The sequence below is a fragment of the Microbacterium sp. F51-2R genome (genome assembly GCF_052180235.1).
Classification (GTDB): Bacteria; Actinomycetota; Actinomycetes; order Actinomycetales; family Microbacteriaceae; genus Microbacterium.
Genome location: NZ_CP197470.1, coordinates 2,193,690 through 2,206,062, shown reverse-complemented (window position 1 = coordinate 2,206,062; position 12,373 = coordinate 2,193,690). Strand labels below are relative to the sequence as shown.

Below are 12,373 nucleotides of genomic sequence, written 5' to 3'. Positions count from 1 at the left end.
GTCCGGGACGACGGATGCCGCGGCCCCGGCGACGACCCTGGAGCACGCCCGTGCGCGGGGGAGCCATGGCCGTCGTGCTGGCACTGGCCGCGACGGCGCTCGCCGCGTGCACGGGTCAGGGGCCCGCCCAGGACGGCACGATCGCCCTCCTCCTCCCCGACGCCAAGACGGCGCGCTACGAGACCTTCGACCGGCCGTTCTTCGAGAAGCGCGTGGCCGAGCTCGGCGACTTCGACGTGCTCTACTCCAACGCCGATCAGGACGCCGCGAAGCAGCAGCAGCAGGCGGAGTCGGCCCTCGCGGCGGGCGCCGAGGTGCTCGTGCTCGACGCGGTGGACACCAAGGCCGCCACGAGCATCGTCGCCGAGGCGAGGGCGCAGAACGTCCCGGTCGTCTCGTACGACCGGCTCATCGCGGGCGGCGACGTGGCGTACTACGTCTCCTTCGACAACGAGAAGGTGGGCGTCCTGCAGGCCACGGCACTCGTCGACGCGCTCGACCAACGCGGCGACGCGGGCGGCGGCATCCTGATGGTCAACGGATCGCCCACCGACAGCAACGCGACGCTCTTCCGCGACGGCGCCGATTCGGTCATCGACGCCAGCGGCCTGCGGATCCTCGCCGAATACGACACTCCCGACTGGAGCCCCGACAAGGCGCAGGAGTGGGTCGCCGGCCAGATCGCGCAGTACGGCGACCAGATCGCCGGCGTCTACGCCGCCAACGACGGCACGGCCGGAGGCGCGATCTCGGCGCTGCGCGCGGCCGCCGTCGAGCCCATCCCGATCGTGACGGGACAGGATGCCGAGCTCTCGGCGCTGCAGCGGATCGTCACGGGCGATCAGTACATGACCGTCTACAAGGCCATCAAGCCGCAGGCCGAGCTCGCCGCCGAGGTCGCCGTGACGCTGCTGCGCGGCGGGACGGTGACGGCCCCGATGGACATCGACGGCGTCCCGACGACGCTCCTGCAGCCGGTCGCCGTGACGAAGGACAACATCCTGCAGACCGTCGTCGCCGACGGCTTCTGGAAGATCGACGACATCTGCACCCCCGACTACGCCGACGCGTGCCGCGCGGCTGGCATCCTGTAGGTCACATGTCCACCCCCCTCACCCCGTCTCCCCGACGCAGCCGCGTGCTCACGATGCGCGGCATCGGCAAGCACTTCGGCGCCGTCAAGGCGCTGACCGACGTCGACTTCTGGGTCAATGAGGGCGAGGTCGTCGCGCTCATCGGCGACAACGGGGCGGGCAAGTCGACGCTCGTGAAGATCCTCGCGGGCGTGCATCCGCCCGACGCGGGGACGATCGAGTTCGACGGCGACGAGGTCGAGATCGAGAGCCCCGCCGACTCGCAGGCGCTCGGGATCGAGACGATCTTCCAGGACCTCGCGCTGTGCGACAACCTCGACGTCGTCGCCAATCTCTGGCTCGGGCGGGAACTCACCGCCGGCGGCGGGCTCGACGAGGTCGAGATGGAGCAGCGCACGTGGACGCTCCTGCGCGAGCTCTCGGCCAAGGTGCCCTCGGTGCGCATCCCCGTCGCCTCGCTCTCGGGCGGGCAGCGCCAGACGGTCGCGATCGCGCGCTCGCTGATCGGCGACCCTCGCGTCGTGATCCTCGACGAGCCGACGGCGGCGCTCGGCGTCGCGCAGACCGCCGAGGTGCTGAACCTCATCGAGCGGCTCCGCGAGCGCGGGCACGGCGTCATCCTCATCAGCCACAACATGGCCGACGTGCTGGCCGTCGCCGACCGCGTCGTCGTGCTGCGCCTCGGCCGCAACAACGGCGTCTTCAACGCCGTCGACGTGACGAGCGAGACCCTCGTGGCGGCCATCACGGGCGCGACCGGCGCCCCGCGCCAGGGCCTCGATCCGCAGCCGCCCCCTCCGGCGGACGACGGCAAGATCATCCGGCTGCCCTCGAACGCGAAGCGCCGTCGTGGGCCCACGGGCGGGAGCGACCGATGAGCGGCATACGCGACGATCGGGCTGCCGCGCTCGGCGACCCGGGCGCAGAAGACGAGCGGATGCTGAGTCCCGGCGCCGTCCGTCGCGCCGGCCTCGCCGTCGTCGAGCGCATCCGCGGCGGCGACCTCGGGTCGCTCCCCGTGATCGTCGGCCTCGTCGTCATCTGGACGGCATTCCAGCTCCTCAACCCCGTCTTCCTCTCGAGTCGCAACCTCGTGAACCTCACGATGCAGTGCGCCGCGACGGGCACGATCGCCCTCGGCATCGTGCTCGTGCTGCTCGTCGGCGAGATCGACCTCTCGGTCGGCTCGGTCTCGGGCCTGGCGGCCGCGATCCTGGCCGTGACGTTCGTCGAGCTGCAGTGGAACCCGATCCTCGCGGTCGCGGCCGCGATCCTCGCCGGCGTGCTCGCGGGGCTCCTGTACGGATACCTCTTCACGAAGTTCGGCCTGCCGAGCTTCGTCATCACGCTTGCGGGGCTCCTCGGCTTCCTCGGGCTGCAGCTGTGGGTGCTCGGGTCGGCGGGGTCGATCAACCTGCCGACCGACTCGTGGCTCGTCGAGTTCGCACAGCAGATGTTCCTCCCCGCGTGGGCCTCGTACGTCGTCGCGGTGCTCGCCGTGGCCGCCTACGCGTGGTCGCTCGTCTCACGCGCCCGCCGGCGCGCGGCGGCCAACCTCGTGAGTCAGAGCTACGCCGGGATCGCCGTGCGGGCGGTGGGGCTGCTCGTCTTCCTCCTCGTCGCGGCGTGGTACCTCAACCTGTGGCGCGGCGTCGGGCTCATGTTCCTGCTGTTCGTGGGCCTTGTCGTCGTGCTGAACCTCGTGCTCACGCGCACCCGGTGGGGGCGGTCGGTCTATGCCGTCGGCGGGTCTGTCGAGGCCGCGCGGCGCGCCGGCATCCGTGTCGACCGGATCTACTTCACGGTGTTCGCGCTCTGCTCGGCCCTCGCCGCCGTCGGCGGCATCCTCGCGGCCGCCCGGCTCGGCGCCGCCAACCAGAGCACCGGTGGGGGAGACGTCAACCTCAACGCGATCGCGGCGGCCGTGATCGGCGGGGCGAGCCTCTTCGGCGGCCGCGGGACGGCCTTCTCGGCGCTCCTCGGAATCGTCGTGATCCAGTCGATCTCGTCGGGGCTCACGCTTTTGAACCTCGACTCGTCGGTGAGGTTCATGGTGACCGGCGTCGTGCTCGTGCTCGCCGTCATCGTCGACTCGATCTCGCGACGCACGCGCGCCGCGACGGGCCGCGCCTGACCCCTCTCGATTCGATTCGATGCCTTCACTTGGCGAACGCGCTCCGACGCTTCGCTGATTTGGTGGTCGCAAAGTGCTGTGTATTTACGGTTCTGTCTGAGCAGATTGCCGGATTCGCCGGTTGAGCTGACCGCGACGATCCACGGCCAGCCGCTGTTGCTCGTCCGTTGCAAAAGCGTTACGTTCACAACTTGACGACAAGAACCACCACGCGGATGATCGCTTACAGGCGCGAAAGCCCGCGACGGCGCGCTCGCAAATTCAACGATGAAAGGCGAATGATGAGGAAATCATCTCTTCTCGCCACGGTTGCACTCGGTGGTGCGGCTGTGGCCCTTCTGGCGGGGTGTTCCAGCTCCGGCGGTGGGACCCCGACCGGTGACGCGAGCGGCGGCGGCGACGCCGCAGGCCGTGCCTGCGTCATCCTCCCCGACGCGGCCTCGTCGCCTCGCTGGGAGAACTTCGACCACAAGTACCTGCAGGAGGGCCTCACCTCCGCCGGCTTCGAGGTCGACATCCAGAACGCGCAGGGTGACGTCAACAAGTACGCCACGATCGCCGACCAGCAGCTCACGAAGGGCTGCGGCGTGATGCTGCTCGTCGACTACCAGGGCGCCGCCGAGGGTGTCGCCGCCAAGGCCAAGAGCGAGGGCATCCCCGTCATCGCCTACGACCGTCCCTTCACGGGCGCCGACTACTACGTCTCGTTCGACAACACCAAGGTCGGCGAGCTCGAGGGCCAGACGGTCCTCGACGGTCTCAAGACCGCCGGCAAGGACCCGGCATCGGCTGTCGTCGTCTACATGGGCGGAGACCCGACCGACGGCAACGCCAAGATGTTCCACGACGGCGCCGTCAAGGTGATGGAAGCCGCCGGCATCAAGCCCGCGGCCGAGCCCCCGGGGGTCTGGGACCAGGCCAAGTCGCAGACCAACTTCGAGCAGGCGCTGACCTCGCTCGGCGGCAAGGTCGACGGCGTCTGGGTCGCCAACGACACGAACGCGGCCGGTGTCATCAAGGTCCTGCAGGACAACAACCTGACCGGTGTCGCCGTGTCGGGCCAGGACGCCAACGTCGCCGGTCTGCAGAACATCCTGCTCGGCTGGCAGACGGCCACGGTGTACAAGCCCGTCAAGGACGAGGCGACCGCCGCGGTCGACACGGCCGTCTCGCTCCTGAAGGGCGAGAAGGTCACCGCTCAGGCCAAGCTCGACGACGGCACGCCCTACATCCAGGTCACGCCGATCCTCGTCGGACCCGACAAGGTGAAGGACGTCATCGCCGCCGGCGACGCGAGCTACACCGACGTCTGCACGGCCGAGGTCAAGGCGAAGTGTGACGAGTACGGCGTCACGCAGTAACTTCTGAATCGGGGGGCGCCGCGACCGCGCGTCGTGGCGCCCCCTTCACGCACGACAGCGCAAGGAAGCGAGCATGTCAGAACCGATCATCGAACTGCGGGGCGTGAAGAAGTCCTTCGGCCCCGTGAGTGTGCTCAAGGGTGTGGACCTCAAGGCCTACCCGGGGAAGGTCACCGCCCTCGTCGGTGACAACGGCGCAGGGAAGTCCACGCTCATCAAGGGCCTGGCCGGTGTGCAGCCCTACGACGAGGGCGAGGTCCTCGTCGACGGCGAGCACCGCGCCCTCCACACGCCGCGCGAGGCGGCGGCGCTCGGCATCGAGGTGGTCTACCAGGACCTCGCGCTGTGCGACAACCTCGACATCGTCCAGAACATGTTCCTCGGTCGCGAAGAGCTCACCTTCGGGACGTTCGACGAGGGTCGCATGGAGAAAGAGGCCTCCGACACGCTGCGGTCGCTCTCGGTGCGCACGGTCAAGTCGGTCCGCCAGAAGGTCTCGAGCCTCTCCGGTGGCCAGCGGCAGACCGTCGCGATCGCCCGTGCCGTGCTCAAGAAGGCGCGCGTGGTCATCCTCGACGAGCCGACCGCGGCCCTCGGCGTGGCGCAGACCGAGCAGGTGCTGAACCTCGTCCAGCGCCTCGCCGAGCAGGGCGTCGCGGTCATCCTGATCAGCCACAACCTCGCCGACGTCTTCGCGGTCGCCGACGACATCGCCGTTCTCTACCTCGGGCAGATGGTCGCGCAGATCCAGACGAAAGACACCAACCGCGACGACGTCGTCGGTTACATCACCGGCACCAAGACGATGGGAGTCGAGCTCATCGGCACGACCAACATCCCGACCGAAGGGGGTGCGGCATGACCGCGGGCACCACGACCGAGGCCGGGCCCGACCCGGTCGCCGGCGATCTCATCGGCAGCGGCGTCGAGGGCGGTCTCGGCGACCAGATGCGCGCCTGGTGGCAGCGTGTCCGCTCCGGCGACATGGGCGCGCTCCCCGCGATCGGCGGTCTCGTCGTCCTCACGATCCTGTTCGCGTCGCTGAGCCCGTACTTCCTGACGGAGCGCAACTTCGCCAACCTCCTCAACCAGGCCGCGACCCTCGTCATGCTCGCCATGGCGCTGGTGTTCGTGCTGCTGCTCGGCGAGATCGACCTGTCGGCCGGTGTCACGGGCGGTGTTGCGATGGCGCTGTTCGTCGTGCTCAACGCGCAGTTCCACGTCCCGTGGCCGCTCGCGCTGATCATCGGCTTCGTCTTCGGCATCGCGACCGGTGCGCTCATAGGCTTCTTCGTCGCGAGGGTCGGCATCCCGTCGTTCGTCGTGACCCTGGGCCTGTTCCTCGGCTACCAGGGCCTCGCGCTGCTCATCATCGGCTCGGGCGGCCTGTTCCGCGTCGAGGTGCCCGAGCTCATCGCGCTGCAGAACGGCAACATGCCGCCGTGGGCGGGCTGGACGATGCTCGTCGTCATCCTGGCGGTGTCGGCGGCCACCTCGTTCTGGGACCGCGCGCGCCGCACGCGCGCCGGCGTGCCCAACCGGACGATCTCGCTCGTGTGGGCCAAGCTCGCCGCGATCGCGGTCATCGGCGGCATCGCGGTGTTCATCCTCAACCAGAACCGCGGCCAGTCCGTCATCGCGGTCGAGGGTGTTCCGATCATCGTGCCGATCGTGCTCGTGATCCTGTGGCTGGGCACGTTCCTGCTCGACCGCACCAAGTTCGGCCGTTACGTCTACGCGATCGGCGGCAACGCCGAGGCCGCACGCCGGTCGGGCGTCAAGGTGCGCTGGATCAAGTGGTGGGCGTTCGTCATCTGTTCGACCCTCGCGGTCGTGTCGGCGCTGTTCAGCATCTCGCGCGTCGGCTCGGTCGACGCGACCGTCGGGCGCGACATCGTGCTGAGCGGTGTCGCCGCCGCGGTCGTCGGCGGTGTCAGCCTCTTCGGTGGCAAGGGCCGTCTGATGCACGCCGCGATCGGTGCTCTCGTGATCGCCGTCATCACCAACGGCCTGGGGCTGCTCAACCTCGGCGCCGGCATCAACCTCATGGTCACCGGCGCGGTGCTGATCCTCGCCGCGACCGTCGACGCACTGTCGCGCCTGCGCGGCAACGGCGTCAGGACCTGACGGAGCCCGAACCGTCAGTCAGGGAGCCCGGCCGCGAGGCCGGGCTCCCTTTTCGTGCGCGGCGTGCGAGCGGAACGGGGGCGCGCCGGCCGCGGGCACCTCACATGGCGCGGAGGATGTCCTCCACGCGGTCCTTGGCGTCGCCGAAGAGCATCTGCGTGTTCTCGCGGAAGAAGAGCGGATTCTGCACCCCCGCGTAGCCCGAGGCCATCGAGCGCTTGAAGACGACGACGTTCTCGGCGTTCCAGACGCGCAGCACGGGCATGCCCGCGATCGGCGAGGACGGGTCCTCGGCGGCGGCCGGATTGACGGTGTCGTTCGCGCCGATCACGAGCACGACCGAGGTGTCGGCGAAGTCGTCGTTGATCTCGTCCATCTCCAGCACGATGTCGTACGGCACCTTGGCCTCGGCCAGGAGCACGTTCATGTGCCCCGGGAGACGTCCGGCGACGGGATGGATGCCGAACCTCACCTCGACGCCGCGCTCGCGCAGCCGCGCCGCGAGCTCGGCGACGGGGTACTGCGCCTGCGCGACGGCCATTCCGTACCCCGGCGTGATCACGACGCTCGACGCGTCGCCGAGAAGATCGGCGACGGCCGCCGCGTCGGTCTCGCGGTATTCGCCTTCCTCGTCGTCGGAGGCGCGCTGCGCCTCGATGCCGAAGCCGCCCGCGATCACCGACAGGAACGACCGGTTCATCGCCTTGCACATGATGTAGCTGAGGTAGGCGCCCGACGATCCGACGAGGGCGCCCGTGACGATGAGGAGGTCGTTGTCGAGAAGGAAGCCCGCCGCGGCGGCCGCCCACCCCGAGTAGCTGTTGAGCATCGACACGACGACGGGCATGTCGCCGCCGCCGATCGAGGCGACCAGGTGCCAGCCGAGCGCGAGGGCGAGGATCGTCACGGCGACCAGGAGCCACAGGTCGGGCGTGATGACGTACCAGACGGTGAGTGCGACGAAGACGACGAGCGCGCCGACGTTGAGCACGTTCTTGCCGGGCAGCATGAGCGGCTTCGACGACATCCGCGCCGACAGCTTGAGGAACGCCACGATCGACCCGGTGAAGGTGACCGCGCCGATGAAGACGCCGATGAAGACCTCGGCGTGGTGGATGTCGGCGAGCGTCCCCTCCAGGCCCGTGTCGTAGAGGGCGCCGTTCCAGCCCACGAGGACGGCCGCGAGACCCACGAAGCTGTGGAGCAGCGCGATGAGCTCCGGCATCCCCGTCATCTCGACGACCCGCGCACGCCACAGCCCGATCGAGCCGCCGATGAGCACCGCCACGACGAGCAGCACGAGGCCGAGCGACGCGCCCGGGGCGGCCCAGGCATCCTGAGCCGTCAGCCACGCCGTCGCGACGAGCGCGATCGCCATGCCCGCGATGCCGTACGCGATGCCCGAGCGGGCCGTCTCATGCTTGCTGAGCCCGTGGAGGCTCAGGATGAACAGGATCGCCGCGACGAGATAGGCGCCGGTCGCGATCGACGCGGCCGTCATCGGTCGCCTCCCTTCGAGAACATCGCGAGCATGCGGCGGGTGACGGCGAAGCCTCCGAAGATGTTGATGCTCGCCAGCAGCACGGCGACGGCGGCGAGGATCTGCACCGTGAGGTCGGGGAGCGTGATCTGCACCATCGCGCCGACGATGATGATGCCCGAGATCGCGTTCGTGACGCTCATGAGCGGCGTGTGGAGGGCATGGTGCACGTGCCCGATGACGTAGAAGCCCACGACCACCGACAGGGCGAGCACGATGAGGTGCTGCGGCAGCGGCGGCGGGGCGACCGCCGCGAGGGCGAACAGCACGGCGACGCCGGCGACGATGAGCCCGATCCGGCCGCCCTTCGAGAGCCCCGTGCGCTTCGCGGGTTCGCCGGAGGGGGAGACGGATGCCACGGCCGGCGCCTGCGGACCGGGAGCCGCCGAGACGGCGACGGGTGGCGGCGGCCACGTCGCCTCCCCGCCGCGGACGACCGTGATGGAGCGCTGCACGACGTCATCGAAGTCGAGGACGAGTTCGCCGTCCTTGCCGGGCGTGAGGAGCCGGACGAGATTGAGCAGGTTCGTGCCGTAGAGCTGCGAGGCCTGCGCGGGGAGCCGGCCCGCGAGGTCGGTGTAGCCGAGGATCACGACGCCGTTGCCGGTCACGACGCGCTCGCCGGCGATGGAGCCCTCCACGTTGCCGCCCTGCGCGGCGGCCATGTCGACGATGACGCTTCCCGGCCGCATGGCCGCGACGTCGGCCACCGTGAGGAGGCGCGGCGCCGGGCGGCCCGGGATGAGCGCCGTCGTGATGATGATGTCGACGTCGCGCGCCTGCGCCGAGTACATCGCGGCGGCGGCGCGGTCGTAGTCCTCGCTCGTCGCCCTGGCATAGCCGTCGGTCGACTCCATCTGCTCGTCGACCTCGACGGCGACGTACTCGCCGCCGATCGACCGCACCTGGTCGGCGACTTCGGGGCGCGGGTCGGTCGCGCGCACGATCGCGCCGAGACTCGAGGCCGCGCCGATCGCGGCGAGTCCCGCGACGCCGGCGCCCGCGACGAGCACCTTGGCGGGCGGAACCTTGCCGGCGGCGGTCACCTGGCCCGTGAAGAAGCGGCCGAACTCGTGGGCCGCCTCGATGACGGCGCGGTAGCCGGAGATGTTCGCCATCGAGCTCAGGACATCCATCGACTGCGCGCGCGAGATGCGCGGCACGGCGTCGAGTGCGAGGGCCGTGAGGCCCCGCGTCGTGAGCGACTCGCGCACATCGGGGCGAAGCGCCGGGCTCAGCAGGCCGATGAGCGTCGCGCCGTCGGCGAGGAGCGCCACCTCGTCGGGCGTCGGCGGGGCGACCTTCAGCACGATGGGCGCGGCCCACGCCGCCTCGCGGGGCACGACCGCGGCGCCGGCCTCCTCGAACGCGCTGTCGGGGAAGGAGGATGCCTCGCCGGCACCGCTCTCCACGACGACGTCGTACCCGAGCCCGCGCAGCTTCGCCACCGTCGCGGGCGTCGCGGCGACGCGGTTCTCTCCGGCCTGTTCAGCCACGATGCCGATCCGGGTCATACACGCTCCTGTGCTCGCGCGGACGCGCCGGGCGCCGCGAAGGGCGGCAGCGACGACGCACGTGCTCCGACTCTAGGAGGAGCCGCGGCATCCTGGATCGTCCGAACGCTCACGAACGTGTTTCGATACGCTCGGCATATGACCGCCGCCTCGACAGCCGAGCTCGAACTCGACCGCCAGAACCTCATCGCCCTCATCAAGGCCGAAGCGGTGTTCCACGGCGACTTCACCCTCTCGAGCGGCAAGAAGGCGACCTACTACGTCGACATGCGCAAGCTCACGCTCGACCACCGCGCCGCGCCCGCGATCGGCCGCATCATGCTCGACCTCGTGCGCGACGTCCACGGCATCGTCGCCGTCGGAGGCCTCACCCTCGGCGCCGATCCCATCGCCAACGCCGTGATGCACGAGTCGGCGCGCACGCCGCACCCGCTCGACGCGTTCGTCGTGCGCAAGGAGCCCAAGGACCACGGGCGCGGACGTCAGGTGGAGGGGGCGGATGTCGCGGGCAAGCGCGTCGTCGTGGTTGAAGACACCTCGACGACCGGCCAGTCGGCGCTGAAGGCCGTCGAGGCCCTCCGCCGCGAGGGCGCCGAGCCGGTCGCGGTCGCGGTCATCGTCGACCGCAAGACGGGGGCCCAGGCCGCCGTCGAGGCGGAAGGGCTGCAGTGGCTCGCGGCGATCGACCTCGACGACCTCGGTCTGCAGCCGCAGTAGCGGGTCGGTCGGGCCGGCCTTGAGCGGGTCGGTCGGGCCGGCCTTGCGCGGCTCGGTCCTGTCCGGCTTTGCTCGGCTCGGGCCGGGCCGGCCTTGCTCGGCTCAGTTCGGACTCAGTCCTGGTCGTCCTTGTCGCGGCGGTTCATGCGCACGAGCTGCACGACGAAGACGATGAGCGTGCCGGTGAGGATGATGATCGTCACGCCGTAGAGGAGTGCCTGTTCGAGGCCCATCAGCCCGGTCTCCTCCCCGCGGCGGCGTCGGCCGCGATCTTGGCGATCCGCGCGGCGCGCGTCTCGGGCCGGCGGGCGGAGTCGACCGAGGCGATGCCGATCTTGCGGCTGGACGGCGGGAACGCGTCCCACGCGGCGCGCGCGTCGGGGTCGGCGTCGAGCGCCGCGGCGAGGTCGTCGGGCTCGCGCAGCGCCTCGGCGTTGTCGAGGATCGTCCACGACCCGTTGGCCTTCGCGACCGCGACAGCCCTGATCCCGGCGGGCGCCATGAGTCCGTCGCGCTCGAGCAGCGCGAGGCGCGCCTTGTTCGTCGCGGCCCATCCGCTCGAGGCGCGCCGCGGGGCGAACCACAGGCCGCCCGTCCGCTCGTCGAACGACCGCACGGGGCCGTCGATCCATCCGAAGCACAGGGCGTGCATGATGGCGTCCTCGTACTCGATCAGGACGAGGCCCGATCCGGGTCGCGGCCGCACGAGCCACGCGCCCTTCGACGTGGCGTGATGGGCTTCGAGCCACGAGCGCCAGGCCGCGGCATCCGTCGCCATCACCTTCTCGCCGTCGTCGAGCGCTCCCATGCCGCGACGATACCGCGCCCCCGCGACACCCGCCCGGAGTCTGGTCGACCCCGCCCGGCGGGGGCCTGCGTCTTGCCGGCCCGCGTGGCCGCCCGCCCCCTCGTCTCGCTTCGCTCGCTCGGGGACCGGCGGCCTCGGTGGCCGCGAACCAGGGGATCCTCGTCGAGCCAGGGGCGATTTCCCTCGGTTTCGACGAGAATCCCTTGTCTCGCGGTGCAGGACGGATGCCGGGGGCCGGGGACGCTCGCTCGCTCGGCGCGGGGAGGGGTCAGATGCCCTCGGGCATCTCCGACTCGATCGGCTCGGGGGAGAGGAGGTCGGCCACGGAGTCGAGCACCTCGTCGGGGCGGAAGGGGTAGCGCTCGATCTCGGCGGTGTCGCTGATGCCGGTCAGGACGAGCACCGTGTGAAGGCCCGCCTCGATGCCGGCCACGACGTCGGTGTCCATGCGGTCGCCGATCATGCCGGTCGTCTCGGAGTGCGCTCCGATGCGGTTGAGGGCCGAGCGGAACATCATCGGATTGGGCTTGCCGACGACATAGGGCTCCTTGCCCGTCGCCTTCGTGATGAGCGCCGCGAACGACCCCGTCGCAGGCACCACCCCCGAGGGCGTCGGGCCCGTGGCATCCGGATTCGTGACGATGAAACGCGCGCCCGCATTGATGAACCGGATCGCCTTCGTGATCGCCTCGAAGGAGTACTGCCGCGTCTCGCCGACCACGACGTAGTCGGGCTGCGACTCGGTCATGATGTAGCCGGCCTCGTGCAGCGCGGTCGTGAGCCCCGCCTCGCCGATGACGAAGGCGGTGCCTCCCGGCAGCTGCGAGCGCAGGAAGTCCGCCGTCGCGAGCGCCGAGGTCCAGATGCTCTCCTCTGGCACATCGAGGCCCGAGCGACGGAGGCGCGCGCTGAGGTCGCGGGGGGTGAAGATCGGGTTGTTCGTCAGTACGAGGAACGGCGTCCCGGTGTCGCGCCACTGCGCGAGCAGGTCGCTCGCCCCGGGGATGGGGCGGTTCTCGTGGACGAGAACGCCGTCCATGTCGGTGAGCCAGCACTCGATGTCGGCGCGTGTCCGCAT

General features: G+C 70.3%; 11 protein-coding genes. 7 read left to right on the top strand and 4 right to left on the bottom strand.

Annotation, left to right across the window (positions count from 1 at the left end; all coding sequences use genetic code 11):
* Positions 1 to 65: 65 nt before the first annotated feature.
* The 6 genes from ACSBPH_RS09810 to ACSBPH_RS09785 all read left to right on the top strand — a co-directional run bounded on the left by ACSBPH_RS09810 (position 66) and on the right by ACSBPH_RS09785 (position 6,716).
* A complete protein-coding gene (locus tag ACSBPH_RS09810) occupies positions 66 to 1,094 on the top strand; it encodes a sugar ABC transporter substrate-binding protein (protein WP_442574161.1) in 1,029 nt (342 codons plus the stop codon).
* 5 nt (positions 1,095 to 1,099) lie between these two features.
* The gene (locus tag ACSBPH_RS09805) at positions 1,100 to 1,972 is read left to right on the top strand and encodes an ATP-binding cassette domain-containing protein (protein ID WP_442574160.1); all 873 of its coding nucleotides are present in this window, start codon (positions 1,100 to 1,102) and stop codon (positions 1,970 to 1,972) included.
* A gap of 59 nt (positions 1,973 to 2,031) precedes the next feature.
* Positions 2,032 to 3,228: a sugar ABC transporter permease gene (locus ACSBPH_RS09800; protein WP_442577281.1), complete on the top strand. Its 1,197-nt coding sequence runs from the start codon at positions 2,032 to 2,034 to the stop codon at positions 3,226 to 3,228.
* Between the two features lie 329 nt (positions 3,229 to 3,557).
* Positions 3,558 to 4,589: a sugar ABC transporter substrate-binding protein gene (locus ACSBPH_RS09795; RefSeq protein WP_442574159.1), complete on the top strand. Its 1,032-nt coding sequence runs from the start codon at positions 3,558 to 3,560 to the stop codon at positions 4,587 to 4,589.
* A gap of 73 nt (positions 4,590 to 4,662) precedes the next feature.
* Positions 4,663 to 5,451 (top strand): ATP-binding cassette domain-containing protein, encoded by a 789-nt coding sequence (locus tag ACSBPH_RS09790; RefSeq protein WP_442574158.1) that lies wholly within the window; start codon positions 4,663 to 4,665, stop codon positions 5,449 to 5,451.
* Positions 5,448 to 6,716, top strand: a complete 1,269-nt coding sequence (locus tag ACSBPH_RS09785; RefSeq protein WP_442574157.1) for a sugar ABC transporter permease — start codon at positions 5,448 to 5,450, stop codon at positions 6,714 to 6,716. The genes ACSBPH_RS09790 and ACSBPH_RS09785 overlap by 4 nt, the downstream gene beginning before the upstream one ends.
* Before the next feature lie 100 nt (positions 6,717 to 6,816).
* On the opposite strand, the gene pntB is transcribed toward ACSBPH_RS09785, so the two are convergent.
* Together pntB and ACSBPH_RS09775 are read right to left on the bottom strand one after the other, a co-directional pair.
* The gene (pntB, locus tag ACSBPH_RS09780) at positions 6,817 to 8,217 is read right to left on the bottom strand and encodes a Re/Si-specific NAD(P)(+) transhydrogenase subunit beta (protein WP_442574156.1); all 1,401 of its coding nucleotides are present in this window, start codon (positions 8,215 to 8,217) and stop codon (positions 6,817 to 6,819) included.
* Complete coding sequence (locus ACSBPH_RS09775) at positions 8,214 to 9,770, bottom strand: Re/Si-specific NAD(P)(+) transhydrogenase subunit alpha (RefSeq protein WP_442574155.1); 1,557 nt, start codon at positions 9,768 to 9,770, stop codon at positions 8,214 to 8,216. The genes pntB and ACSBPH_RS09775 overlap by 4 nt, the downstream gene beginning before the upstream one ends.
* 138 nt (positions 9,771 to 9,908) lie before the next feature.
* Between ACSBPH_RS09775 and pyrE the strand changes: the two genes are divergently transcribed.
* A complete protein-coding gene (gene pyrE / locus ACSBPH_RS09770) occupies positions 9,909 to 10,487 on the top strand; it encodes an orotate phosphoribosyltransferase (protein ID WP_442574154.1) in 579 nt (192 codons plus the stop codon).
* A gap of 232 nt (positions 10,488 to 10,719) precedes the next feature.
* Here pyrE and ACSBPH_RS09765 read toward each other — a convergent pair whose 3' ends face one another.
* Together ACSBPH_RS09765 and ACSBPH_RS09760 are read right to left on the bottom strand one after the other, a co-directional pair.
* On the bottom strand, positions 10,720 to 11,295 hold the full coding sequence (locus ACSBPH_RS09765; protein ID WP_442574153.1) for a YdeI/OmpD-associated family protein: 576 nt from the start codon (positions 11,293 to 11,295) through the stop codon (positions 10,720 to 10,722).
* 268 nt (positions 11,296 to 11,563) lie between these two features.
* Positions 11,564 to 12,373 (bottom strand): HAD-IIA family hydrolase, encoded by an 810-nt coding sequence (locus ACSBPH_RS09760; RefSeq protein ID WP_442574152.1) that lies wholly within the window; start codon positions 12,371 to 12,373, stop codon positions 11,564 to 11,566.